Genomic DNA, 25,386 nt, shown 5'->3' with positions numbered 1-25,386 from the left:
GCGCCACGCGACACGCTGTAGTGGGTGCACCTTTGAGCTTCGGGCCTGCTGCACTGCTTGTGTCTGAGAGCGCGGCCGGGCCGCACGGTGGTGGTGCTTATGCTTGAGATGTGGCGCCGGTCGTTCGATCCGGTTCCCAGAACGTGCGTAGGGTGGGAAACCGCCCAACGGCGAAATACAGTCACTTGGCGGTCGTGCGACCTTCCTGCGCCGGCACGCGATTTCGTGTCAGTCGAGGCATTTGGCGACATCAAAGCTTGATGTCGCCAAGGTTTGCCTCCACATCGGTGCCGATGAGGGAGATTCCGGATCAGCGCTCGGCGTTCGGGTGGGCCTTACCCGTTTCGCTCGTCGTGCATGTGGCGGCCATCGCGCTTCTGATCTTCGGGCTGCCGACATCGTTCTCGCAGCCGCAGGAGGAGCAGGCGATACAGGTGGATCTGGTGCCGCCGCCGCCCGAGAAGGCCGAAGCCGAACCACCGGCGAAGCCCGAGCAGGAAGCAGAGGCCGAAACGCCGTCTCCAGAGAAGAACGAGGCCATGAGGCGAGAGGCCCCGCCGGTGGTGAGGCCCGTCTTCCAGTTCGGTGAAAAGGAGGCCGGTCCACGCGACGCTCGAGATGGCGCCGGCGCGCAAGACGGCTCGGCTTCCCCGACGGCGCAACATGACCGGAAGGAACAGGCCGCGGCCGAGGCGCAGGCTGAGGCGACGGACCAAGTCGAGAACGGAATTCCGCAGCCCGTCGCGCCCGCGATCCCGACGCCGAGGCTGACGGACGACACCGAGGTGCAGGAGCCCATGAAGGACGCGAAGAAGCTCTTCTCGCGATCGGCGCTCGGAGGGCCGGTCGCCACGACCGCGATGGGCGGTGTGCCGCGGGCGATTCGGGTCGGCCGCCTCTGCGTCACGGAGTTGCGCGAGCAACTGCTTCGTGCCTCGCCTCCGTATCTGCCCGACCTCTTGCCGTCCGAATCGAGAAACGACGGCAAGTCCGTGGAAATTTCCAGGACTGCCTTCCGCGCGAACGGGCAGTGGTACGACCTGGGCTATCGTTGCGAGGTCGATGGCGACGCGACGAAAGTCGTGTCCTTCGCCTTCCGCGTTGGCGATCCTGTCCCGCGCAGCGAGTGGCAGCGCCGGGGGCTGCCGGCGCAATAAAGCATGTCTCCCGAAAGTGGTTACCGGTTTCGGGGACAAAGACATGCGTCAAATCAAAGACCTACAGCGTGTTGCGTAAATCCGTTTTCACGCGACACGCTGTAGGGGCCGCCGATCACTTCGGAACACTTAAAGCACCGGGCATTTGAACTCGGCCAGCAGGTCCTTCACGAAAGGGTTCCTCGTCGCCGGGGCCGTCACCTGGAGCACGGCCTGCCGGGTGCCGACCATGAAGCCGAAAGGCACGACGTCGGTCGGATCCACTTCCAGGATGCGTGCCGCGTCGAACAGCCGGAACAGCGCCCAGGGTCCCTGCCGCCGCAGGATGTTGCGCTGGCCGTCCATCTCCGGCGTCATCGACAGGCTTGCTTCGGCGTCGGGCCGCTGGGGGGGCCAGTGGAAGGGCGTCGGCGTCACCGGGCCGTGCGCATAGACCAGGACCGGCCCGCCTATGTCGAACTGCAGCGCCCGGGCCTTGGGGTCGAGCCGCAGCGGCTCCACCACGAAATCGACCGAGGGCGCGTCCGCGCCGGCGAAATAGGCGATAGTGATGTCGTCTGCTTGTTCGAAGGCGCCGAGCACATCGTCCCCCAGCCCTAGCCCCGCCTGCTGGCCCGTGCGCCAGCGCCACGGCCTGGCGCTCGTGTCGATAAAGGGCTTCAGATAGTCGTTGCGGAACGCGGCGATCTGGCCGTTCGGCCCGAGCAGCGACGAGAAATCGGAAAGCGAGGCGTCGCTCGCGCTGGCCGGATCGAAAGGGTAGCGGCCCGACGTCGTCGCGTCGCAGGCCGGCTTCACCGTTGTGTTCCAGATCTGCGCCAGCCTTTCGCGCGAACTGCCGCCGGTCACCGCCGCCGCCTGCGACAGGATGCGCCGGAAGAGCGGCTGCAGCGGGTCGGGCAGCGCACTCACCTGCTCGCCGAGCTGGTTGAGCAGCGTCTGCGGCTGCGCCCCGAGTTCCAATATGTCGCCGCCCGTAGCGACATGGTTGATCTGCCGGTAGAGCGGCTCGAGGGCCGCCAGCATCGCATCGACCTGCGACTGCTGGCCCTCGGCCGCCGAGACAGCATCGTTGTAGGGTTTGAAATGTTCGGTGACGGCGGCTGCGACGTCGATCACGCGCTGCGGCGAAAGCACGGTGTTGGCGACACGTTCCACCTGTGCGGTAGCGGCTCCGGGCAAGCCGTCGAGCGGGCCCTTGTCGGGCTCCATCCGGGTTTCGGCACCGATCGCCGCCGTCAGTTCCGTCACCGGCGAGGGCTTCCCGGTGATGAGGGCCATCGCCCGCGCCACGTCGCCGGCATTCGCGCCGTCGATCATCGTCAGGTCGGAGAGCAGGCTGTCCCACTGGCGGATATAGTCGACGCGGTAGAGATCGAGCAGGCCGTCGCGGATGCGCTGCGCCTCGCGCTGGCGGTTCGCGATCGTGTCGGCCACGCCCATTACCCAGAGATCCTTCGCCAGACGCTCGGACACCGTGCCGCTCGCCGGCAATGCCGAACCGAAGAAGCCGGACCGGGTATAAAGCCCGGGGATACCGTTCCAGAAGCTCTGGCCGCTGACGCGGGCGAGCGCCTGCGGCCCCGCCATGCTCATGTGGTCCACCGGACGCCAGACCGGCAGCTTCTGGATCTCGGGAAGGGTGGCAAGCGTGTCGTAGGCGAGCCGCGCCAGCGTGTAGGTCGAGAGCCGGCCGCGCGCCCGGTCGACAAGGGCCGCATCCGCCGCCGGCGCCGGGAAACCGGCACCGGCCAGCGACGCAAGATGGGCCGAGACGTCGGCGTCGGCCTGCGGCGTGCGGTCGTAGGGCAGCCACTTGGCGGTGAAGTCGGGACCCAGCAGGGCAGCTGCCGAAGGCTCGAGCGGTCGTTCTCCGGCCAGCATCAGATAGAGCTTCAACTGGTGGAACCGCAGCGGTGCCGGGGTCTGCGGATCGTCGAGCCCGTCGCGCAGGTAACGCCAGGCGAAAGGAAGCAGCATCGTGGAAAGGCTGCGGTCATAGGCGTCACGCGCCGCCGCCTCGACGGCCGACGTGCCGTAAAGGCCGAGGGTTGCGCGTCCCGGCCGCTCCTCGGCGAGGCCGCGCAAATCGTCGAGCGCGGCCAGCACCGGCTTGAAGTCCGACGGCGCCCGGCCCGCCGGCGCCGCTGCCGCGATCGTCTCGCGCGCGGAACCGAGCCCCTGCTCGAGCCGGGCCGTATAGGCGCGGCCCTCGCTGAAGCCCAGCCACCACAGCGCGATCAGCCCGAAGGTGGCGATGGTCAGGATCACGTTGGCGGCGATGCCCTGCGCCCGCGCCACCATCTCGGCCGGGCGCGACAGGCCTCCGGCGCCCGCCTCGGGCAGGATGACGTCGCGCACCAGCCGGCCGAGGAAATAGGGCCGGCCATGCACCGGCCCGCCGTCGTGGCGCAGCGCCAGGTTCTGCGGCCGCTGCGCGAAACCCGCGGCCAGGTGGCGGGCGAGCAGGTCGACCGCCAGGCCGTTCTGCGTGGCGCTGGTGAAGAACAGGCCGCGCAGTTGCGGCGCAGCCTCGAATCGGTGCACCGCCGTCAGATAGGCGACAAGCGGTTCCAGCGCCGTCCGCATCGCCGCGAACTGGGCGGGGAACTCATAGGCCTTGCGCCGCCGGTCGTCGTCGGGCTCTTCCTGCAGGCGCAAGAGGAGATGCTGCGAAAGCCGCTCCACGATGTCGGCGAAACCCTGGTCGAAACGCTCGCCCGCGGTGGCGGAGCCCGCCGCGGACGGCGCCAGGGGCAGGCCGAGCACCGCGGTCCGCTCTTCGGCACTGAGCGCGTCGAAGAATTCTTCGAAGCCGGCCAGCAGGTCGAGCTTGCTGACCACGAGATAGACCGGCGGGCGGGCGCGCAGCCGCGCGGTCGCCTCGTCCAGCCGGCGGCGCAGCGTCGAGGCGAAGTCGAGCACGGCCTCGGCCGTCATGGCGCTGAGCTCGCCGGCGCTCACCGCCACCACGATGCCGTTGACCGGCTGCTGCGGCCGCAGGCGCCGCAGATGGTCGAGCAGCCGCAGCCAGAGCGGCGTGGACGGTCGTTCGGACGGATCGAGGAAGCGGCCGGAGAACTCGACCAACACCCCTTGGTCGGCGACGTGGAAGCCCGCGGCGGCATCGGGTGTCGCTTCCGCCTGGTAGGGCAGCGACAGCCCCGAATTCCGCACGATCGCGGACTTGCCGGCGCCGTCCGATCCCATGACCAGATACCAGGGCACGGAATAGCGGTCGCGGGCAAAGGGATTGACCGGGCTTCCCTTGCGCACCAGCCGCATCGCGCCGCGTGCGGCGTTGCGGAAGGCGGAAAGTTCGGCCTCCATCGCGGCCTCGCCCTGATCGGCCGCCTGCCGTTCCTCGTCCTGCTGGCGCCGGAGCGCGGCGAGCAGCGCCTGGTCTTCGCTGCTGCGCTTGACGCGGATGAGATAGCCGATCACGCCCCAGGCCAGCGCGATGACGAGCAGGATCGCCAGGCGCACCGATGCGGGGCCGAGCGGACGTATTTCGCCGAAGGCGAGCAGCGGCCCGATCAGCCAAACGAACAGCGCCGCCAGCAGGGCAGCGAGGGTCAGCAGGGCGCCCGGTGTGGTGAGGACCCGGCCAATTGCCTGCAGGCGCTTGCCGAGCCTCACGACAGGCTTTCCTTATAGGCGATGATGCGCCGGGCGGCCGCGACATAGGCCGGATCCACGGAGAGCCCGCCACTGCCGGTGAAGAGCTGCGTGCTTTCGGTAACGAAGTAGAGCCGATCGTCGGCCGGCAGCGCGGCGGCTTGCTTGTCGAGCCACGTCTTCAGGGCCGCGGCATCCGGCTTTCCGGCCGCTTCGGCAAGCGCGATGCGCGCCTTCAGCGTATCGACGTCGGCATCGAGGTCGACGAGTTCGGTCTCGAGCATCGCGACCAGGCTGGGCGCCAGCGCGTTGCGCCGCAGCCGGGCGCGCGCATCGTCTGTCGCCGCATCGACCTTGGGGCGCGCGTCGAGACCGATAGCGTAGGCTTCGGCGCGCGGTGCCGCGGCGAGCTCGGCTTGGAGCCCGTCGAGCTGACGCATCGAGGCCAGGATGGAGGGAAGGGCGTCGAGCCGGGCGGGGGTAGCCAGGGGAGCGATGCCGGAGGCTGCCTCGGCACTGCGCGCGGCGAGCCGCGTCTGTTCGTCGAAATCTTGGGTGACGAGATAGCCGAAACCGATGCTGGCCGCGACGACGGCGGCGATCGCCGCCCACTGGACCACGACGGCCGGACGTGGACCCTGTTCCCTGCCGATCAGTCCCGCCTCGGTGAAGACGGCCTTGCGGAGGGCGTCGCCGATGAAGAAGCCATGCTCCTCCTCGTCGAGCCCGAGATCGGGCGGCAGCATGCCGATGCGCGGCATGGCGAAGCGGCGCGACAGTTCCGGCAACAGCCCGTCGATGGACAGCGCCTCCTGCCGCGCGCTGGTGAGATAGATGCCGCGCAGGGTCCCGCCTTGCCATGTCCTCCCGCCGCCCGTCATCAATGCATCGAGGAGCGGCTGGATCGTCGGCTGCAGCCCGGCGACCTGTGCGCCGAAGCCGTTGATGCGGGCACAGCGCACCGGGTCGGCCTCTCGCGACAGCCACTCGACGAGCCGCGCGCGCATCGCAGCGAGCAGCGATTGGAAACCAAGCGTCACGGCCTCGCCGGCCTCGGCTGCCGAAGGATTTTTCCCTAGCCCGGCGAACGGCAGGGCGAAACCCCAGGGCTGGGACCGTTCCTGTGGTTCCTGACGGTCGAAGAATTCGAGGAATCCCGGCAGCAGGTCGATCTTGGCGAGCATGAGATAGACGGGGGCCCGACGGCCCGTCGCGTCCTCGATCTCGCGCAGGGCTTGCGCGGCGCCTTGTGCCATTTCGCGATGCTCGGTCTGGTCGGCGAGCGTCAGGTCGGCGGGGCTGGCGACCAGCACGATGCCGTTTAGCGGAAGCTGCGGGCGAAGGCTACGCAGCAGGTCGCAGACCGCCCGCACGCTCTGGTCAGGAAGGCCGAAGGAGGTCTCGACGAACACCGCTTCCTCGCCGATCCACCAGCGCGCGCCGCCGATCGTTGTCGGTGAGGAGAGCCGGAGGCCCGAGCGGTCGAGCAGGCTCGACTTGCCGACACCGGGGGGCGCCGGTCACCAGATAGAAGGGCACCGAATAACGGGCTCGCCGACCGGAAAGACCCCGGTCGGCGAGCAAGGCGAGCACGGCGCGCCGCTGGTCGCGCAGCCCCGGCGTGCCGGATCGGCCGCCATCCCCGGCGAAGAAGCGCCAGAAGACGACGGGCACCAGGCTCCACAGCGCGAGCGGCGCCAGCGTGGCCGCGAAACGCAGATCCGGATCGGCGATTTGCGCCTGACGCCAGATCAGCCAGCCGGCGGCGATCGACAGCAGAAGTCCGGCAAGCCAGGCTGCCAGGAGCCCCGGCCTCATGTCTGCGGTTCCGCCGGTATCTGGAACTCGACGCGGCGGTTGCGGGCGCGGCCTTCCGCCGTGGCGTTGCTGGCAATCGGGTCGGTTTCGCCGCGCCCCTCGAAGCTCACGCGGCTCGGATCGTCGACATGGCGGCGCAGCATGTCGGCGGCCGAGCGAGCCCGTGCCACCGAGATCGCCATATTGTCGCCGAGCGGGCTTCCGGGTCCGACGGGCACGTTGTCGGTGTGGCCGATGACCAGGATCGGGCCCTTCTCGCCGTTGAGCGCGGCGCCGATGCGGCCGACCAGCGGATCCTCCGTGCCGGAGATGTCGAGACCGCCGGACGGGAAGGAGGCTTTAAGCATGCGAATGAGCACCGAGGTGCCCGATGGCGCGACCTCGACGGTGCCGGCGGCGATGTCGCTTGCAAGGAATGCCGACAGCCTCTCGATCTGAGTTTGGCGTACCGGCGGCTTCGGGTCGGGAATGTCGGGCACGCCGGTCCGCTCGACGACGACCGGCATGGCCGGGGCGAGCACGCGGATCTTCTCCGCGGCCGCCTCGACGGTTCCGCGCAGGCTGATGCTGGAGAAGATCCAGAGGGCGGCCAGAAGCGCGGCGACGATCGCCGCGGCGAGCCACGGACCGGCCATGCTGCGCGGCGCCCGGTGCGGGGCCGCCACGCCCTGCCAGGCCGCCGACAAGCTGCGATCGTAAGGCCCCCGCACGCGGCGGATGGCGCGGTAGAGATCATGGCGCAGGCGGGTGTGCTGGCCGAGACCGCCCTCCGACACCCGATACTTGCCGACGAAGCCGATGGCCAGGCAGATCGCCATCAGTTCCAGCGCGTCGACATTGTCTTCCGGATTGGCCATCAGTTGCGAGAGCAGGTCGTAGAAGCGCTCGCCGCCCCAGGTCTCGTTGTAGAGCACGCTGACCAGGCTGCCGTTCGCCCAGCCCGACTGGCCGCCCCAGCGCGTGTTGAGGATGACGTCGTCAATCGTCGCGCTCAAGGCGTATCGCGCAATGCGCACCGTGCGGTTGGGGACGTCCTTCGCCATGGCCGCGGTCTCGAAACGCTTGATCTCGTCGAGCGTCCGGTTGCGGAATTCGGCGATGTCGTCGGGCGCGGCACTTTCATTCAGCCTGCCGGCCAGCCACAGCAGCGGCGCGGCGGCGCTCACCAGCGGATTGATCGCCGACAGGTCGAAGGCTTTGTCGATGCCGGGATCGCCGCGCGGGCGGATCGTCTCGCCGCGGCCGGCCTGGACGAAGTCTAGATCGAATTCGGCATCTGCCCTGGACGGAGCGGGACCGAACAATTCGTCGTCGAGCGAAAGTCCGCCGCTCCCCACGCGCTGGTCGGAGGCCCCTGGATGGAAGCCGGAGCGCGCGGCGTCTGGCCGCGCCGGCTGCGGCCTCGCTTCCGCGCCGGTCAGCGGACGCCTGATCGTATCGTCCGCACCTGAGAAATAGGAAAAGGGGTCGCTCAGCGTCGCTCTCCTTCTTCCTCAAACGATGCTCAGATCAAGTTGCATAATGTCATCAGTCTTGAAACCTGACCGCCGCCCCTCATCCGGCTGCCCGTCCTCCGCAGCTGCAGCGCAACTGCTGCGGAGGACGGGCAGCCGGATGAGGGGCCCAGCCCGGCGCCGCCGGATCCCTTATCCGACTGAAGCAGAACCAATTTCGGCGCTACTTTCGTGGCAGGGGCGCCGCCGGCGCTCGCGAACCCGCTCCGTTGGCTCGCTCGCGGCAAGCCGGCAAATGGATATCTCCCGGCAGGCCTCATCATCGCTAATCCTTCACCGCCCAAAGGTCGAGCTCCAGCCCCGGGAAGTCGCCGGCAACATGGATGGCGAGCCCCGCCGAAGTGGCGATCTGCTTCCACATCGCGCTGGTGCGGTCGAGTTCGAAATAGGCCTTGCCCGTATGATAGGGGATCTGACGCGGCGCGACCGGCAGGGCGCGCGGCATGATGCCGGGCAGCGCTGCGTTCACCAGTTCCCTGATCTGCTCGACCGGCCCGATCTTGACCTGCCCGACGAGGCGGCGAAGCAGGGCGTCGGCCGGCATGCTGGACTGGGCGGCGAGCACGAATGTGTATTTGGAGACGATCGAGCGATCGGGCAGCGTGGCGACGCGAATGCCGTAGCGGTGCTCGGTGAGCGGGATGGGGATGGCGCCGCGGTCGAGCACGGCGCTGAGCGACTGGCGGATGGCTGCGACGACGGGCGCGAAGGTCGGCTGCAGCCTTTCGTGGTCGTAGACGGGGAAGGGGCGGGGGCGATGGCCTGATGCGGTGAAGGTAGCAAGCTCGCCGGCCAGCGCCACGGCGTTCTGGAAGACGGTCTCGGGGTGGACGCAGGCGGCGGAGGCGAGGTGGGCGAAGACCGGCTGCCAGCGGTTGATGGTCTGGAGCATCAGCGTGTCGGTCATCTCGGCCGCCGTGCCGGCGCTGCCCGAGGCGAGCCGCGCCGCGATCGCCTCGCCGCGATGGTTGAGCAGCCCTACGATCTCGGTGAGCAGTCCGGCCAGGACGGGCAAGATCTGGGAATCGAGCGCGGGCGGAATATAGCCGTCGTCGAGCACGACCGTATTGTCGGCGCGCACTTCGACGACGCGCGCCAGGCCGATGCCGAGCAGTCCGTTGCGTTCGCTCGTCTCCGGCGCATAGCCGAGCCGCAGCTTGGCGACGGTGATCGGCACCGGCGCCGATTCGCCGCTGTTGGCGTCGGGCACCTCGATGTCGCGGGTCGCATAGCGGGTCAGCATGTCGGCGCCGTCGTCCGCAGTTTCGCGGCTTCCGGGCTGGGTGATCGGCAAGGTGAGATAGACGACACAGTTGCGCAGATTTTCGCCGAGTTGCAGCGGCTGAAGCTCGGCCGCGCCGTCGGGCACCGAGAAGGGCGTGCCGTCCTCGAATACGCCCGCCGCGCGCTCGACCGCGAACCGGCCGATCGACAGGAGCTCGCGGTTCAGCACCAGTTCGGTCAGGCCCCAGCCATAGGCGCGCAAGCCGCGCACCCGGCCGTTCAGCAGGCGCTCGACATGCCGGCCTTCCTGCTGGAAGTGCTGGGCGCGGATGAACATGCCCTCCGACCAGACCACCTTGTCATCGAATGGCATGCCTGATGTCCCCACCCTCGTGCCGCGATCCGCTATCGCTGGTCATATGACTATCATATCCTCCCGTCGCGTGTTTAATCCTGAGGACCGAGTTCGACCGAAAGCGTCTTCAGTTCCGCCTTCAGCTTGAACTTCTTCTCTCCCTGCATAGGCACCATTGCCCGCCACTTCGCCTGCTCGAAATCGCGGAAGCCGACGACGACGGCGACGATCGTCGTGCCCTCGATCAGATTGGCCTTGATGCGTTCCACCCCGCCGGGGTTGAGCATGATCTCGGCCTTGCCCAGCATGGTCGGGCCGAGCGTGGCGGCGTCCTGCTCCCAGAGCTGGCGGAAGCTCGCATTGGCGAAAGCGGTCTCGCCGTTCAACTGATACATGCGCATCATCAGCGGCGAAGGCTGGCCGTCGGGCAGGGGATTGACGAGCGGCGAGGCCATGGCGATGAAGTCGATCGACGCCTCCGTAGGTGCCGGCTTGATCTCGATCTCCTTGGGCGGCGGCTTGCCGAAGAGCCCGCAGGCCGAGAGCCCCAGGAACATCACCAACACCCACCATGTCCGGAGAATGCCGGGCATGCAAAACCCCATCACCTGCCGGGCGTCAGCCAGCACCACCGAGAAGGCGGCACTACCTCCCCCCGGGCTTCGCCTCCCGCAAGAAGGTCTTGCAACCGCCCCTGAAACTTTCGCCGTTCCCCGTCCGGCAATTGAGCCGCCGCCTCGTCCACCGCCCGCGCGAAGGCCTTCAGCTCGATGCCGGAGAGCGAATCAACGAGTTTCGCCACGTCATCACGCGGCGACGGTAACGGCTCTTCCGCCGATGTGGTAACCGGAATTGCCGCTGAGGGCTGCTTTGACGAGATATCCACGGATTTCGGATCGGCAGGGCCTGTGGGCGGCTCGTCGGACGCCCACCAGTCGTCCAGGATGCGCTCGACCGCCGCCGTCGCCGGATCGGCCGGGGCTGCTGCCCGATCTGTCGCCGATTCTGTCGGCGGAACCGGAAGAGCGGCGACGCCGAAAGGTCCGTCGGGCGGGAGCTTTGCGATCGGATCAGCCATCGGCTGCCGCGTCTGCGCGGGAGACAACACGGCCGTCTCGTCGATGCGCACCAGCACGACCGCATCGCCCAGCCTCAGCACGTCGCCATTGGCGAGCAGGCGCGGCAGGCCGAAGCCGACCGGCTCCTCATTGACGTGGACGCCGTTGGTCGACGTGTCCGTCACCACGAAGCCGCTGAAGTCCCGGTCGATGCGGCAATGGGTCTTCGATATGACCCGCTCCGGGTCGGGCAGCGTCCAGTCCGCCGTCGGCGAGCGGCCGACGACGAGGCTGCCCTGCTCCAGCGTCTTCTCCAACTGGGCCCCCATCAGACGGTCGGGCCCTTTCAGAACCAGTTTGAGCTTCAAGCCCCCCTCCCGAACTTTTCCGTTCCGTCGACGAATCGGAAGCCGGCATTTCTCCCATCTCACGTCGGAGGAGAACACCGGCAGGCGGATGCGAAAAGTCTCGCCGCTAGGCCATGCCTGCCGCGGAATCACGCCGCGCCGCCACGACATGCACATCGTAATGCATGCAGGACCTTTCGTGGAGCCTGACGTGCCACGGTATCTCGCGCGCCGGCCCCAGCTTGCGCAGGCCGCCGCTCGACAGCGCTCCCTCGCTCAGCATTCCGTCGAGAATGGCTTCCGCCGATCCGCCATGCGGGCCGCGCTGGGAATGTCCGCCGATCCAGCCTTCGACGGCAGTGACATGGCCGGTCCAGTCGAACGGGACGGCGAGCAGGGCCTTGCCGTCGTCGCACAGCACACGCCCGATCTCGGCGAGGCCGCGCTGCGGATCCCCGAGGCAGTCGAGCAGGTTGAGCCCCACGGCGAGCGCGAATGTGGCGGGCTCGAAGGGCAGGGCCTGCACGTCGCAGATCCACACGTCCATGCGTTCGCGCCCTGCAATATCGATGCCGAATGCGCGGCGGTCATAGACCAACCCGACCCGGCGCCGTGCATAGTCGACATGGCCGTGGACCACGGCGCGCCGCGCGACGCGGGCGAGCGGCGTCGAGACGTCGATGCCGAGCACGGTGCGGCCGGTCCGCGCCGCGAGTTCCGCCACGGAGCGTCCGGCCCCGCAGCCCATGTCGAGCACCGGTCCCGACGCCAGGCCGTCCGAGATCATGTCGAGGCCGCCGGCAAGCACGCGGGCGACGCTGCCCGGAGAGGCGTTGCCGGCAGCCGATCCCGTCTCCGCGGGGTCCTGGTCGCCCCAATGGTCCCACACATAGGAGGAGACATGCTGGCGGATCGAATCGAAAGCGCTGCCCGGGCCGGAGGCGTCGCCGATCAGGCTTTCCACCGCCGGCGTCAGGTCGCGGCGCGCCAGCAGATAAAACAGATTGTCCTGCACGTAGCGGCGCACATCGGGCAGTATCACGGGCAGTCCGTCGATGACTGGATATTCCGCTCCGCAGTTCGGGCAACCGAGGATGCCGGCAGTGATCTCGTCGTCGGTTCCGGCCTCGACGATGTTGATGGCCAGATGCGACGAGACTTCGCGCGCGCGGCAGACCGGGCAGATCGGCCGCAGTGTCTCGAAGTGGCGGGGCCGCACCTCAGCCGCCGATCATCACGGTGGGGCAGCCGGGCGGCAGGATCTTGCCGACCGGGCTGGGGATCGGGGCGACACAGGACGGATGCGCCGTCATGTCGCCGACGCGCGCCGCCGGCAGGCCGCCGATGAATACCGTCGCCGAGCCCTTCGAGATCATTCCGGGGCCGGCCGGAATGCAGCCCGCGAGCATGCAGGGCTGCGACATGTCGGTGATACGCGCGGCAGGCATGTTGCCGATCATCACATTCGGCTGTCCCTTGACGATGGCAAGCGGCATTGCAGGGTGGGGCGTCGGCGTCGGGACGGGTGCGGCCGGATGGATCGGCGCGTGGCAGTGCGGTGCGTCCTGCAGGATCTGGTCGCCGATGCGTGCTGCGTTCATGACGAACTCTCCCCCTTTCGAGCCTCGCCCACGCGCTTGCGCAGCGTCAGCACGTTCCAGCCGTTTACCCGCTTATAGGCAACGTCGTCCAGCAGGTTGCGCACGAAATGCATGCCGAGCCCGCCGACCTGCCGCGCCTCGAGATCGGCCGAAAGATCGGGCGGCGGCACGGCGAGCGGGTCGAAGGGGACGCCGTCGTCGCTGATCTCGATCACCAACCGCCCCGGCTCGGCCGTCGACGTGACGAATATCTCATGGGCGTGGCCGTCCCGGAAGGCATAGGCGATGGCGTTGCTCAGGACCTCGTCGACCGCAACGTCGATGCCCTCCACATCCTCGCGTGCGATCGCGTGGCGGGCGCAAAAGGCGTCGATCTGGGCGAGCACGCCGGGAATGGCCCCGGCATCGTTGGGCACCGCGAAGGTGCTGCTCCCGGCGGCGCGGCCATGTGCCTTGTAGAGCAGCGCGGCGGCGCTGCCGCCGCCGGCGCGCGCGATCGCCGGCTGCACGAGGCCTTCGGGTCCTTCGACCGGCGGCGTCAGCTCGGCGGGCAGCGGCACGTCGCCGGCCCCCAGCCAGACGATCTCCCCGGGCGAGAGGCGCCCGCCTTCCCCGTGTCGCGTCGTCTCGATGCGCGCCTGTCCCCGCGTTGCCGACTCGACCGCTCCCGTCACGAGGTCGAGCCGCAGCACCGCGGCGTCGAACCCCGGTGTTGCGCAGATTTCTTCGCAGGCGGCGAGCGCGGCCTCAGGTGTCGGGGTGACGGAGAGGGCCGCTCTCAGAAGCTGGCGGAGGGCGGCCGCGGCGAGCGCCCCGCCGATGCCGCCGCGCTTGACGCGCACAGCCGCGACGGCGAGGAAGTGATGGCCGAGCCACACTGTGTCGTGGAATGAGACGGCCTCTTTTTCCTGCGCCGTGCCGGCACCCAGTTCGACGTCGCGTCGCACGGGGAAGCGCTGCGGCAGGAGCGCGTCGCGGATGGCCTTCGCGATATCGTCATGCGGGGCGGGCACGTTCACCAACGTCTCGTCTCGATGCGCCCGGGAGCGGTACTCCCGGCAGGGTTCAACCGATAGGCTAAGCGTGCCTGTTTAACTTTTTGTTCCGGCGATGCAGCTATGGCACCCCCGGGATCGGCCGGCCCGAAGTCGTACTCCCGGATCAGGGCGGTCGTTCCGCCGCAGCGCGGCGGACGTTGCGGAAAGAGGCCCGGCGGTGTACCCAGCATGGGATAGATCTCCGCAGACAGTCGAGACGCAATCGTCATGAACATCGCCGAGAGTCGCCGCGACGGCAACCTGATCATCGCCCCGAGCGGCAGGATCGACACGACGACCTCGCCGGTCTTCGACCGGCACCTGAGTTCCGTCATCGATCGAGGCGATACGCAGATCGTCATCGACCTGGGACAACTCGAATACATCAGCAGTACTGGCCTGTCGGCATTCATTTCTGCGGCTAAGAAAGTGAAGGCAGCCGGCGGCCGTATTGCACTTGCCGGCCTCAACAAACGTATTCGCCTCGTGTTCGAGATGAGTGGTTTCTTAAGGCTGTTTCCAGTGTTTCCCGACGTTGACGCCGCTGTCGGGCCCTGAGCGCGAAAACGCTCTGGACCTGGGACGATGTAGATACTACGATCACGTAACGTTACATATCGTTTGATTTAGACGCCGCCGGCTTCGGAGAAGGGTCCTCCGGGGCGGTGCGGGTTGCCGCGCCGCCAGGCGGCTGTCCGGTGGGGGATGAGGGGGCCTGTCTTGTTGAACGTTGACTTGCAATCGCTGGTTGGGCGCCTCAACCAACACTGTCGGTCGACGCTGGAGGGCGCCGTCGGCCTGACATTGTCGCGCACCCACTACAATGTCGAGATCGAGCACTGGCTGGCCAAGCTGATCGAGGCCAACGACAACGACGTCGCGGCCATCCTCAGGCATTTCGAGATCGATGCCGGCCGCCTCGCGGCGGACCTGACCCGCATGCTCGACAAGCTGAAGACCGGCAACAGCCGGTCGCCGGCGCTGGCGCCCAACATCGTCAAGCTCATCCGCGAGGCCTGGATCTTCGCGTCGCTGCAATATGACGCCGCGGCGGTGCGCAGCGGCCATCTGATGGCGGCACTGCTGTGCGACGATTCGCTGGCCGCGCTGGCACGCGATGCATCCCCGATGCTCGCCCGGATCAATGCCGAGACGCTGCGCGCCTCGCTCGGCAAGATCGCCGCCGACACCAGCGAATCGGGCGGCGCCAGCCTGGCCTCGGGCGGGACGGGCAAAGCTGCCGGGGCCGGCGCTCCCGCCGCTTCTGTCGGCGGCTCGGCGCTGGAGCAGTACACCATCAATCTCACCGCGCGGGCGCGCGAGGGCAAGATCGATCCCGTGCTGGGCCGCGACGCCGAGACACGGCAGATCATCGACATCCTGACGCGGCGGCGCCAGAACAACCCGATCCTCACGGGCGAGGCCGGCGTCGGCAAGACCGCCGTGGTGGAAGGTTTCGCCCTGAAGATCGCGGCCGGCGACGTGCCGCCCTCGCTGAAGGACGTCGAGCTGTTGTCGCTCGACCTCGGCCTGCTTCAGGCGGGTGCCGGCATGAAGGGTGAATTCGAGAACCGGCTGAAGAACGTGATCGAGGGCGTGAAGTCGTCGCCCAAGCCGATCATCGTCTTCATCGACGAAGCCCACACGCTGATCGGCGCCGGCGGCGCAGCCGGCCAGAACGACGCGGCTAACCTGCTGAAGCCGGCACTCGCCCGCGGCGAGATGCGCACCATCGCGGCCACGACCTGGGCCGAGTACAAGAAATATTTCGAGCGCGACCCCGCGCTGACGCGCCGCTTCCAGGTGGTGAAGGTCGAGGAGCCGGACGACGAGGCGGCGATCGCCATGATGCGCGGCCTTGTGCCGACGCTGGAACGTCATCATGGCGTGCGTGTCCTGGCCGAGGCGGTCGAGGACGCGGTGCGCCTGTCGCGCCGCTACATACCGAGCCGCCAGCTTCCGGACAAGGCGGTCAGCCTGCTGGACACTGCCTGCGGGCGTGTCGCCATAGCCAGCTACGCCATACCTGCGCCGGTGGAGGACCGCCGCCGGCGCATAGACATGCTCGACACCGATCTCGCCGTGCTGGCACGCGAAGGCCGCATCGGAACCGACCATTCGCAGCGCGTGGGCGAGTTGAAGGCCGAGCGTGCGACGACGGTCGCCGAGCTCGAGGCGCTCGAGGCGCAATGGGACAAGGAGCGTGACCTCGTCGGCAAGATCCGCGCGCTGCACGACACGCTGGGCGAGCTCGACGAGGAGGCCGCGCCGGTCGAGGGCGCCGAGGATCCCGCGAAGCTGCGCGCCGACCTCGCCGCCTGCAAGGACGAGCTCGCCGCGCTGCAGGGCGAGAAGCCGCTGATGCATGTGACGGTCGACGGTCAGGCGATCGCCGAGGTCGTCGGCAACTGGACCGGCATTCCGGTCGGCCGCATGGTCTCGAACGAGATCAAGACGGTGCTCGGCCTGAAAGATAAGCTGGAGGAACGCGTCATCGGCCAGCCGCATGCGCTGGAGGCCATTGCCGAGACCATCCGCACGTCGCGCGCCAAGCTCATCGATCCGCGCAAGCCGATCGGTGTGTTCCTGATGGTCGGTACCTCGGGCGTCGGCAAGACCGAGACGGCGCTCGCCGTCGCCGACCTGCTCTATGGCGGCGAACAGAACCTCACCGTCATCAACATGTCGGAGTTCAAGGAGGAGCATAAGGTCTCGATGCTCGTCGGCTCGCCGCCCGGCTATGTCGGCTATGGTGAAGGCGGCGTGCTGACCGAGGCCGTGCGCCGGCGGCCCTATTCGGTCGTGCTCTTCGACGAGATGGAGAAGGCACATCCCGGCGTGCAGGACGTCTTCTACCAGGTCTTCGACAAGGGCATGCTGCGCGACGGCGAGGGACGCGACATCGACTTCAAGAACACCGTCATCATCATGACGTCGAATGCGGGAACCGACCTGATCCACCGCCTGTGCGCCGATCCGAAGACCAGGCCCGATCCGGAGACGCTGGCCGAGCAACTCCGGCCGGAACTGCTCAAGCTGTTCAAGCCGGCCTTCCTCGGCCGCTGCTCGGTCGTTCCCTATTTTCCGCTGGCCGACGACATCATCCGCAAGATCGTCGCGCTGCAGTTGAACCGCATCCGCAAGCGCTTCGCCGAGAACTACCGGGCCGAGCTCGTCTGGGGCGATGGCCTTGTCGACGAGATCGCCAGCCGCTGCACCGAGGTCGAAAGCGGTGCCCGGAACATCGAATACATCCTTTCCCGCGGCCTGCTGCCGCAACTGTCCGCGCATGTGCTCTCCGTCCTGGCCGACGGCGGGCAGGTGGGCGGCATCGAAGTGTCCATCGGCGCGGACGGGCGTTTCCGTTTCGCCCCGGCGGGCGGCGGCGCCGGAGGCGGGGAGCAAGGCTTGCAGGGGGTAGAGGCGTCTGCGGGCGAGGTGACCCCGGCCTAGGCCGGAAGGCAGTTCCGAGCGGCTTCGGCCGGGCGGCGCCCGGTTGGAGCCGAGGCGTTTTGGTTCGTGGATAAACAGGAGCACAGCATGGCAATCTATTTGAAATATGAGGGCATCGACGGCGAGGCGACGCACGACAAGCACCAGAAGTGGATCGACGTCTCCAGCCTGCAGTTCGGCGTCGGCCGCGGCATCTCCACGCCGACGGGCGCGGCCGCCAACCGCGAGGCGAGCGAGCCGTCGATCAGCGAGGTGGTCGTCACCAAGCAACTCGACGGCTCGTCGACGGCGCTCTTCACCGAATCCGCCACCGGCGCGGTGGGCAAGAAGGTCGAGATCCACCTGGTGAACACCGGCAGCCCCGGCAACACCTATGTGGAATACACGCTGACCAACGCCCTGATCTCGGGCTACAGCCTGTCCTCGGGTGGCGACCGGCCGACCGAGTCGATTTCGATCAACTTCACCAAGATCGAATACAAGCACATCCCGTTTGACGACAAGAACAAGGCCGGCACGCCGGTGACTGTCAGCTACGACCTGTCGACGACCAAGAGCGGCTGACGCCGAAAATCCCTGCGCGGCGCCCGGCCTCGAGGCCGGGCGTCCGCCGAGGCAGCATTCTGAATGTCCGATACGCTTGTTCAGGCGGAGCGTTGGCTCACATTGGAAACTCCGCTCGGAGCGGACGCCCTCGTCGCGACCGAAGCGAAGGGCGTGGAGGGCTTGTCCCGGCTTTTCGAATTCACGGTCTCGGCCCTGTCGAGCCGACAGGCGATCCAGCCGCAGGACCTGCTTGGCAAGAGCGTCACCTTGTCGATGGCCCGCCCCGGCGGCAACAGGCGCATCGTCAACGGCATCGTCATCTCCTTCAGCGGCGGCCTGGTTACCCGCAACAACTACCGGCTCTTCACGCTCAAGGTCGCGCCCTCGCTGTGGCTGCTCGACCGCACCTCCGACTACAAGGTCTTTCAGGACAAGACGGCCGTCGAGATCGCCGAAACGCTGCTCGGCGACGGCGGCGTCAGTTTCGAGAAGAAGCTGCAGGCGAGCTACGACAAGCGCGACTATTGCGTTCAATTCGGCGAGACGGATCTAGCCTTCCTGCAGCGGCTGCTCGCCGAGGAAGGCATCCTCTATTATTTCACGCATCAGGACGGCAGCCACAAGCTGGTGCTGACCGACCATGTCGGCGGCTATGCCGACGGCGCACAGGAGCAGGTCGCCTACAGGCAGGGCCTGGAGGACGCCACCGATGCGGTCCACCGCATGGATTTCAGCGCCAGCCTGACCGACGCGAAATGGACGCTCGGCGACTATGATTTCGAGGCGCCGGCGAGCCCGCGCGAGGGCAACCGCAAGACCAGCCTGCAGCCCGCCTCGACGAAATCCTGGGAGCACTACCGGTTCCCTTCGGGCTCGGTGCAGGACGCGACACTGACGCGTCTCGCCGGCGTCGCGGTCGATGCCGAGGAAGCCCGCTTCGAAGAGGCGACCGGCGCCGGCACCTGCGCGAGCTTCACGCCGGGTCACCGCTTCACGCTTTCCGAGCATCCGGTGGAAGCGCTGAAGAACAAGAAGCATGTCGTGACCGATGTCCGGCATGAAGTGGTCGACCGCGCGCAATTCACCATCCAGCCCGGCACCGAGGGCAAGCCCTACTACCGCAACAGCTTCGCCTGCATCCCCGCGAACCGGCCGGCCCGCAACCCTTTGCCTGTGCCCAAGCCGATCGTGCGCGGTCCCCAGACGGCGCTCGTCGTCGGTCCGTCCGGCCAGGAGATCCACACCGACAAGCACGGGCGCATCCGCATTCAGTTCCCCTGGGACCGCTACGGGGCCAAGGACGAGAAGAGCTCCTGCTTCGTGCATGTCGCCCAGGCCCTCGCCGGCAGCGGCTGGGGAACGGTCTTCATCCCACGGATCGGCATGGAGGTGGTGGTGCATTTCCTCGACGGCGACCCAGACCGGCCGCTGGTGACCGGCGCTGTCTATAACGGCGCCAATGCGCCGCCCTGGGCGCTGCCGGGGAATATGACCAAATCGGGCCTTCTGTCGCGCAGCACGCTGTCCGGCGGCGCCGCCAACGCCAATGAACTGTCCTTCGAGGACAAGAAGGGCGAGGAGAAGATCCTCTTCCATGCCGAGAAGGATTTCGTGCGCGAGGTCGAGAACGATGACACGCTCGTCGTCGACCACGACCAGACGCGGACCGTCAAGAACAACCGCACCACCACCATCACCGAGGGCAATGACGAACTGACCATCAAGGCCGGCAACCGCACGGAGACGATCACCAAGGGCAACGAGACGCTCGACGTCAAGCAGGGCAACCGCACCGTCACGCTCGGCCAGGGCAACGATGCGCTGACGCTGGATGCCGGCAACAGGACGACCAAGCTCACAAAGGGCAACGACACGCTGACGCTCGACGCCGGCAACCTGACAACCAAGGCCTCGGCCGGGACGGTCACGATCGAGGCGGCGCGCGGCATCACCCTCAAATGTGGCCAGAACACCGTCGAGGTGACGCCGCAGGGCATCACGGTCAACGGCATGAAGGTGACGGTGCAAGGCACTGCGAAGTCGGAGATCAAGGCGCCCATCGTCGACGTCTCGGGCGACGGCATGGTCAAGGTCGCCGGCGGCATGGTCAAGATCAACTAGTTCGGTGTGACGGCGTGAAGATACAGACCGATCCGTTCCGCAAGGTTTCCGCCGGCACTGCCGCGGAGATCTGTGCGCGCATGGATCTGTCGGCTGAGGGCCGGGCGTTCCTGCTGCCGACGCTGTCCCCGCAAGGCTATCTTTCGCTCCTCGTCGAGGCCGAGGCCATCGGCGACGCCATCCGCTTCCTGGCCTTCGCGCTTCCGATCCGAGAGGGTGTCTGGTGGGCCGTCGCCGTCGCCCAGGGCAACCTCGCCGCGCCAAGCCCGGTCGAAGCCGAATGCCTGGAGCGCGCGGCCGGCTGGGTCTACCAGCCCGACGACGCCAGGCGGCGCGCCTGCATGGTTTCCGCCGAAACGGCGAACTTCGACGGCGCTGCCGCCTATGCCGCGCTCGCCGCCTTCTGGTCCGGCGGCAGCATGGCTCCGCCCGACATGCCCGAAGCTCTGCCCGATCCGCGCCTTGGCGCGATCGGCGTCGGGGCGTCGATCCTGCTGTCGATCACCAGCGGCGATCCGCTGACGCTGAACGAACGCTTCAGGGCCGCGATCGCGCGCGGCATCGACATCGCCAATGGCGGCAACGGGCGGCTCGAAGGCGACCGCCCGATCAAGGCAGGGTAGCGGGGCGCATCGAGGACAAGATCATGACGACGCCGAACCGCAGTCTACGAATTGTTCATCGTCTCTCCGGTATGGTCGCACCGGCGGCGTGCGCTCCGGTCGCCGGAGCGAGCGCGCCTGATGTCAGTGAGATCGCGGGCGAGGGGGGCTGCGCATGACTGCGCCGGTAGTCGACATCGACGGGCTGCTGGCCCCGATCCCCGGAGACCTGCCAGGTGGCACCGATCCGCGCTCGGACTCGTCGTCTTCGTCGCTCTATTACCGGACCAAGGACGCGCGCAATGCGGCCCGCTCGGCCGAGCGCGCCGCCGTCGAGATCGGTGCGCCCGCGCCCGACGAATGGGGAATTGTCGAGAGCACCGCGGCTGAGATACTCGCCGGCCAGGCCAAGGATCTCGAAATCGCCTCCTGGCTGGTCGAGGCGCTGGTGCGCCGCCACGGCTTCGCCGGCCTGCGCGACGGGTTGAAGGTGCTGGCCGGGATCGCCGCCGGCCACTGGGGCCACTGCTTTCCCGAGCTCGACGAGGATGGCGTCGAGGGCAAGGTCGCTGCGGTCTCCGGCCTCAGCGGCTCCGGCGCCGTGGGCACGCTGATCCAGCCGGTCCGGCTGACGCCGCTGACCTCGGGCACGCTCGCCAGCTATTCCCTGTGGAGCTACGAACAGGCGACGGAACTGGAGAAGCTGACCGACGCAGCGCGCAAGCAGTCGCGCATCGAAGCCGGCGCCGTGACGATGGAGCAGTTCCAGCAGAGTGTCGCCGAGACGCCGGCGGCGGAGTTCGCGGCGACCACGAAGCTGGTCGACGAATGCCTGGCCGCGCTGGCCGAGATGGCGGCAGCCTTCGACGCCGTCGCCGGCATGGACTCACCTCCCGTGTCGGCGCTGCGCGATCTCCTGGAACAGGTCAACAGCGCCCTGAGGCACTTCGCGGCCGACAAGCTCGCCGCCGCCGCTTACGACACGCCAGTCGAGGAGCCCGCCGCCGCCGAGGCGCAGCCCGCGGCCGAGGGCGGCTCGGCGCTGCCGGCCGTCCGCCGCATCGAAGGTTACGTCTCGCGAGAAGAGGCGCTGGCCGAGCTGGTGCGCATCGCCAGCTATTTCCGCAAGACCGAGCCGCATTCGCCGATCTCCTACACGCTGGAGGAAGCGGTGCGCCGGGCGCGTATGACCCTGGTCGAACTGCTCACCGAACTTTCCGAGGACCCCGCGCATATCCAGCGCATCCTCATGGCCGCCGGCATACGAAACCCGGAGGCCGCCGCCGGGGGCTAGCGTTTCGAGTTCACGTCGCATGTAAACACTCGCAGAGGGAATTGTCATGGCAGAGAGCGTCCAACAGAAACTGAACCGTGTGCGCAAACCCCGCGTTCACATCACCTATGACGTCGAGACGGAGGGAGCGCAGGTCCGCAAGGAACTGCCCTTCGTCGTCGGTGTGATCGGCGACTTTTCCGGCAAGCCCTACGAGCCGCTGAAGCCGCTGCGCGACCGCAAGTTCATCCAGGTCGACCGCGACAATTTCGACGAGGTGATGCAGCGCATGACGCCGGGCGCGGAGTTCAAGGTCGAGAACACTTTGGCCGGCGACGATACACAGCTCGCCGTCCAGCTCAAATTCAAGTCCATGGACGACTTCGAGCCGGCGGCGATCGTCGACCAGGTGGAGCCGCTGCGCAAGCTGCTCGCCGCTCGCAACAAGCTGCGCGATCTCATGTCGAAAGTGGATCGCTCGGAAGAACTCGAAAGCCTCCTCGAGGAAGTCCTCCAGAACACCGACAAGCTGAACGCCCTCGCGGGCGAGCTTGGCACCGACAAGCAGGGAGCGTGATCCATGACCGCTGAAGCCAAAACGGAAGACGGCGCGGCCGCGGCCGCCGAGACCGGCACACTGAGCCTGCTCGACCAGGCCATCGGCGTTACCAAGACGGCCGAGCCCGACGAGATGCAGGACCTCCTGCGCACCCTCACCTCGGAGGCCCTGTCCGGGACGGTGACGTTCAACAAGAACCTCACCCAGACCTTCAACAAGGCGATCGCCGCGATCGACGAGAAGCTGTCCAAGCAGCTTTCGGCGATCATGCATCATGAGGACTTCCAGAAGCTGGAAGGCTCCTGGCGCGGCCTCAACTACCTGGTCAAGAACTCGGAGACCAGCGCCACGCTGAAGATCCGTGTGCTCAACATGACCAAGAAGGACCTGCACAAGGATCTGACGAAGGCCGTCGAATTCGACCAGAGCCAGATCTTCAAGAAGATCTACGAATCGGAATTCGGCACGCCGGGCGGCGAACCCTACGGTGCGCTGATCGGCGACTACGAGTTCGGCAACGGCACCGAGGACCTGGAAGTGCTGCAAGGCATGTCCAATGTCGCGGCCGGCTCCTTCGCGCCTTTCATCTCGGCCGCCAATCCGTCGATGTTCGGCCTCGAGAGCTTCACCGAGCTCTCCAAGCCGCGCGACCTGGAGAAGATCTTCGAGAGCTCCGAATACATCAAGTGGCGCAGCTTCCGCGACAGCGAGGACAGCCGCTTCGTGACGCTGACCATGCCGAGGGTCCTGTCGCGCGTTCCCTACGGATCGAGCGGCCGGCAGATCGACGAGTTCAAATTCGAGGAAGCGCCGATCAACGCGGACGGCAAGACCACGGCGATGACGTCGGACCAGTTCACCTGGATGAACGCGTCCTATGCGCTGGGCGAGCGGCTGACAGCGGCCTTCTCGCAGCATGGCTGGTGCGTCGCCGTGCGCGGCGCCGAAGGCGGCGGCAAGGTGGAGAACCTGCCGAGCTTCACCTTCACCAGCGACGACGGCGACGTCGATCAGCAGTGCCCGACCGAAATCGGCATCACCGATCGCCGCGAGGCCGAGCTGTCGAAGCTCGGCTTCCTGCCGCTCTGCCACTACAAGTCTTCGGACTATGCCGTGTTCTTCGGCGCGCAGACGACGCAGCGCCCGAAGAAATACGACAAGCCGGATGCCACCGCCAATGCCGCGATCTCGGCGCGCCTGCCCTACATCATGGCGACGTCGCGTTTCTCGCACTATCTCAAGGTCATGGGCCGCGACAAGATCGGCTCCTTCCTCGAGGCCAAGGACTGCGAGACCTGGCTGAACGACTGGATCCGCAACTACGTCAACGGCAATCCAAGCGCCAGCGCCGACATGAAGGCGAAGTATCCGCTCGCCGAGGCGACCGTGACGGTCAAGGAGATCCCGGGCGCACCCGGTTCCTACAATGCGGTCGCCTATCTTCGCCCGTGGCTGCAGATGGAAGAGCTCACCGCCTCCATGCGGCTCGTGGCCCGCATCCCGCAGATGGGCTGACGGGCCGGCAAGGCGTAGCTCGATGGGCGAGGCGCAATCCGACGGGCCGGCGGCTTCCGCTTCCGGCGCAGGAGAACGGGCCGGCGTCGCCCTGCGTGAAACGATCGTCGCCGCGGTGCTCGACCGCGGCGACGACACGCTTCGGGAAGTGTTTGCCACCTTCCTCGCGGGCGAGGCCCGGGACGGCGGATTGTCGGCCTGGTTCGGCGACCGCATACATGCCGCCGCATCGCGCCGCGACATTGGCGCCATCAGGCAATTCATCGCACGCGACATTGCCGCGATCGACGCGCTGATCGGCGATCTCCTCGACGCGATCCTTCATCACGAGGATTTCAGGCGTCTGGAGGCGAGCTGGCGCGGGGTGGACTATCTCATCGACCACGTCGAGAGCGACGAGAAGGTCAAGGTGCGTTTGTTCAATGCCACCTGGGCCGAACTGGCGCGCGACTTCGACCGCGCCGTCGAGTTCGATCAGAGCACGTTGTTCTCCAAGGTCTACAACGACGAATACGGCATGCCGGGCGGCCTTCCCTATGGGCTGCTGCTGTGCGACTACGCGGTGCGCCACCGCTATCCGGCGGGCGCCCCGCAGCCCACCGACGATGTCGGTACCCTGGCCGGCCTGTCCCAGGTGGCTGCGGCCGCTTTCGCGCCCTGCGTGGTGAGCGCAGCGCCCGAATTGTTCGGTGTCCAGACCTTCGCCGACCTGTCGCACGCCCAGAAACTCGATACGGCCTTCAGGCTCGCCGAATATCAGCGCTGGCGGCGACTGCAGCAGACCGAGGAGAGCCGCTTCCTCGGCGTGGTGCTGCCGCGCATCCTGTTGCGCGCCAGATATGACGACAGCCATTCGCGCCTGGACGGCTTCCGCTACCGCGAGGGCGGCAGCGGCATCGACGCCTGGCTCTGGGGCAGTGCCGTCTATGGCTTCGGCGCGGTCGCCATCCGAGCCTTTCACGACTGGGGCTGGTTCGCCAACATGCGCGGCGCCTATCAGGATCGCGAGGAGGCCGGCATCGTGACCGGCCTGCCGGCGCCGCGCTTCTCGACCGGCGAGGCCGTCGCCTACCGCCGGCCGCTGGAGGTCGAATTGACCGACAAGAAGCAGAAGGCGCTCGAGGACCTGGGCTTCATTTCGATGAGCCCCTGCAACTTCACGCGCTCCGTGGTGTTCCTCGGCACGCAGTCGCTGCATGTGCCGGCCGATATCCGCGACCCGGTCGAGCGGGCCAACAGCCGGCTCTCCTCCATGCTGCAATATGTGCTGTGCGTCAGCCGCTTCGCGCACTACGCCAAGGTCATGGCGCGCGACCGCGTCGGCGCCTATACGACGGCCGAAGACCTGGAAACCTATCTCAACGACTGGCTGCGCGGCTACATGCTTGGCAATGCCGACGCCGGGCCCGAACTGAAGGCGCGTTATCCGCTGAGCGGCGGCGGCGTGGAGGTGAAGGAGGTGCCGGGCCGGCCCGGCATCATGAACTGCGTTATGCATCTGCAGCCGCATTTCCAGTTCGACCAGATGGTGACCGGCTTCCGGCTGCGCACCGAAATGCAGGCCGCTCATGCCGGCTGACAGGATCTG

General features: G+C 67.5%; 20 protein-coding genes. 10 read left to right on the top strand and 10 right to left on the bottom strand.

What is annotated here, in order from left to right:
- Positions 1-359: 359 nt before the first annotated feature.
- Positions 360-1,157 carry a DUF930 domain-containing protein gene (locus tag JN302_RS36590; RefSeq protein WP_202330845.1) on the top strand — a complete coding sequence of 266 codons (798 nt, stop codon included), beginning with the start codon at positions 360-362 and terminating at the stop codon, positions 1,155-1,157.
- 129 nt (positions 1,158-1,286) lie between these two features.
- Here the strand turns inward: JN302_RS36590 and tssM are convergent, their stop codons facing one another.
- The 10 genes from tssM to JN302_RS36540 all read right to left on the bottom strand — a co-directional run bounded on the left by tssM (position 1,287) and on the right by JN302_RS36540 (position 13,711).
- The gene (gene tssM / locus JN302_RS36585) at positions 1,287-4,796 is read right to left on the bottom strand and encodes a type VI secretion system membrane subunit TssM (RefSeq protein WP_202330844.1); all 3,510 of its coding nucleotides are present in this window, start codon (positions 4,794-4,796) and stop codon (positions 1,287-1,289) included.
- On the bottom strand, positions 4,793-6,187 hold the full coding sequence (locus JN302_RS36580; RefSeq protein WP_202330843.1) for a type VI secretion protein IcmF/TssM N-terminal domain-containing protein: 1,395 nt from the start codon (positions 6,185-6,187) through the stop codon (positions 4,793-4,795). Before JN302_RS36580 ends, tssM begins: the two co-directional genes overlap by 4 nt.
- Positions 6,156-6,593 carry a hypothetical protein gene (locus JN302_RS36575; RefSeq protein ID WP_202330842.1) on the bottom strand — a complete coding sequence of 146 codons (438 nt, stop codon included), beginning with the start codon at positions 6,591-6,593 and terminating at the stop codon, positions 6,156-6,158. The genes JN302_RS36580 and JN302_RS36575 overlap by 32 nt, the downstream gene beginning before the upstream one ends.
- Positions 6,590-7,930: a type IVB secretion system protein IcmH/DotU gene (icmH, locus tag JN302_RS36570; protein WP_202330841.1), complete on the bottom strand. Its 1,341-nt coding sequence runs from the start codon at positions 7,928-7,930 to the stop codon at positions 6,590-6,592. The genes JN302_RS36575 and icmH overlap by 4 nt, the downstream gene beginning before the upstream one ends.
- A 442-nt stretch (positions 7,931-8,372) precedes the next feature.
- Positions 8,373-9,704: a type VI secretion system baseplate subunit TssK gene (gene tssK, locus JN302_RS36565; protein ID WP_202330840.1), complete on the bottom strand. Its 1,332-nt coding sequence runs from the start codon at positions 9,702-9,704 to the stop codon at positions 8,373-8,375.
- A gap of 74 nt (positions 9,705-9,778) precedes the next feature.
- Entirely contained in the window at positions 9,779-10,279 is a 501-nt protein-coding gene (gene tssJ / locus JN302_RS36560; protein ID WP_202309180.1) for a type VI secretion system lipoprotein TssJ, read from the bottom strand.
- Between the two features lie 11 nt (positions 10,280-10,290).
- Positions 10,291-11,112 carry an FHA domain-containing protein gene (locus JN302_RS36555; protein ID WP_202330839.1) on the bottom strand — a complete coding sequence of 274 codons (822 nt, stop codon included), beginning with the start codon at positions 11,110-11,112 and terminating at the stop codon, positions 10,291-10,293.
- Between the two features lie 106 nt (positions 11,113-11,218).
- Positions 11,219-12,310, bottom strand: a complete 1,092-nt coding sequence (locus JN302_RS36550) for a methyltransferase domain-containing protein (RefSeq protein ID WP_202330838.1) — start codon at positions 12,308-12,310, stop codon at positions 11,219-11,221.
- Position 12,311: 1 nt separating this feature from the next.
- Positions 12,312-12,692: a PAAR domain-containing protein gene (locus JN302_RS36545; RefSeq protein WP_202309177.1), complete on the bottom strand. Its 381-nt coding sequence runs from the start codon at positions 12,690-12,692 to the stop codon at positions 12,312-12,314.
- Complete coding sequence (locus JN302_RS36540; RefSeq protein WP_202330837.1) at positions 12,689-13,711, bottom strand: ATP-binding protein; 1,023 nt, start codon at positions 13,709-13,711, stop codon at positions 12,689-12,691. Before JN302_RS36540 ends, JN302_RS36545 begins: the two co-directional genes overlap by 4 nt.
- Before the next feature lie 246 nt (positions 13,712-13,957).
- Between JN302_RS36540 and JN302_RS36535 the strand changes: the two genes are divergently transcribed.
- The 9 genes from JN302_RS36535 (at position 13,958) to tssC (JN302_RS36495) (ending at position 25,377) form a co-directional block, all read left to right on the top strand.
- Positions 13,958-14,287, top strand: a complete 330-nt coding sequence (locus tag JN302_RS36535) for an STAS domain-containing protein (RefSeq protein ID WP_202309175.1) — start codon at positions 13,958-13,960, stop codon at positions 14,285-14,287.
- Between the two features lie 162 nt (positions 14,288-14,449).
- Positions 14,450-17,182 carry a type VI secretion system ATPase TssH gene (tssH, locus tag JN302_RS36530; protein WP_244846119.1) on the top strand — a complete coding sequence of 911 codons (2,733 nt, stop codon included), beginning with the start codon at positions 14,450-14,452 and terminating at the stop codon, positions 17,180-17,182.
- A gap of 87 nt (positions 17,183-17,269) precedes the next feature.
- Positions 17,270-17,746, top strand: coding sequence for an Hcp family type VI secretion system effector (locus JN302_RS36525; RefSeq protein WP_202330836.1), 477 nt, complete (start codon positions 17,270-17,272; stop codon positions 17,744-17,746).
- A gap of 63 nt (positions 17,747-17,809) precedes the next feature.
- Complete coding sequence (locus JN302_RS36520; protein ID WP_202330835.1) at positions 17,810-19,849, top strand: type VI secretion system Vgr family protein; 2,040 nt, start codon at positions 17,810-17,812, stop codon at positions 19,847-19,849.
- Positions 19,850-19,863: 14 nt separating this feature from the next.
- Complete coding sequence (locus JN302_RS36515) at positions 19,864-20,472, top strand: DUF6931 family protein (protein ID WP_202309171.1); 609 nt, start codon at positions 19,864-19,866, stop codon at positions 20,470-20,472.
- 154 nt (positions 20,473-20,626) lie between these two features.
- On the top strand, positions 20,627-21,745 hold the full coding sequence (gene tssA / locus JN302_RS36510; RefSeq protein ID WP_202330834.1) for a type VI secretion system protein TssA: 1,119 nt from the start codon (positions 20,627-20,629) through the stop codon (positions 21,743-21,745).
- Positions 21,746-21,791: 46 nt separating this feature from the next.
- Positions 21,792-22,301 (top strand): type VI secretion system contractile sheath small subunit, encoded by a 510-nt coding sequence (gene tssB, locus JN302_RS36505; RefSeq protein ID WP_202309169.1) that lies wholly within the window; start codon positions 21,792-21,794, stop codon positions 22,299-22,301.
- Between the two features lie 3 nt (positions 22,302-22,304).
- Entirely contained in the window at positions 22,305-23,798 is a 1,494-nt protein-coding gene (gene tssC / locus JN302_RS36500; protein ID WP_202309168.1) for a type VI secretion system contractile sheath large subunit, read from the top strand.
- Positions 23,799-23,820: 22 nt separating this feature from the next.
- Positions 23,821-25,377 (top strand): type VI secretion system contractile sheath large subunit, encoded by a 1,557-nt coding sequence (gene tssC / locus JN302_RS36495; RefSeq protein ID WP_202330833.1) that lies wholly within the window; start codon positions 23,821-23,823, stop codon positions 25,375-25,377.
- Positions 25,378-25,386 lie beyond the last annotated feature (9 nt).

The organism is Mesorhizobium sp. L-8-3 (genome assembly GCF_016756615.1).
Taxonomy (GTDB): domain Bacteria; phylum Pseudomonadota; class Alphaproteobacteria; order Rhizobiales; family Rhizobiaceae.
Note: the sequence above shows the minus strand (reverse complement) of the source record. Positions and strands in the feature narration are given on the sequence as shown.

Excerpts from the sequence above, each read along its gene's own strand:
- JN302_RS36575 (WP_202330842.1), bottom strand. The coding sequence starts at position 6,593 with ATGAGGCCGGGGCTCCTGGCAGCCTGGCTTGCCGGACTTCTGCTGTCG.
- tssK (WP_202330840.1), bottom strand. The coding sequence starts at position 9,704 with ATGCCATTCGATGACAAGGTGGTCTGGTCGGAGGGCATGTTCATCCGC.
- tssJ (WP_202309180.1), bottom strand. The coding sequence starts at position 10,279 with ATGCCCGGCATTCTCCGGACATGGTGGGTGTTGGTGATGTTCCTGGGG.
- JN302_RS36545 (WP_202309177.1), bottom strand. The coding sequence starts at position 12,692 with ATGAACGCAGCACGCATCGGCGACCAGATCCTGCAGGACGCACCGCAC.
- JN302_RS36535 (WP_202309175.1), top strand. The coding sequence starts at position 13,958 with ATGAACATCGCCGAGAGTCGCCGCGACGGCAACCTGATCATCGCCCCG.
- JN302_RS36525 (WP_202330836.1), top strand. The coding sequence starts at position 17,270 with ATGGCAATCTATTTGAAATATGAGGGCATCGACGGCGAGGCGACGCAC.
- JN302_RS36520 (WP_202330835.1), top strand. The coding sequence starts at position 17,810 with ATGTCCGATACGCTTGTTCAGGCGGAGCGTTGGCTCACATTGGAAACT.
- tssA (WP_202330834.1), top strand. The coding sequence starts at position 20,627 with ATGACTGCGCCGGTAGTCGACATCGACGGGCTGCTGGCCCCGATCCCC.
- tssB (WP_202309169.1), top strand. The coding sequence starts at position 21,792 with ATGGCAGAGAGCGTCCAACAGAAACTGAACCGTGTGCGCAAACCCCGC.
- tssC (WP_202309168.1), top strand. The coding sequence starts at position 22,305 with ATGACCGCTGAAGCCAAAACGGAAGACGGCGCGGCCGCGGCCGCCGAG.
- tssC (WP_202330833.1), top strand. The coding sequence starts at position 23,821 with ATGGGCGAGGCGCAATCCGACGGGCCGGCGGCTTCCGCTTCCGGCGCA.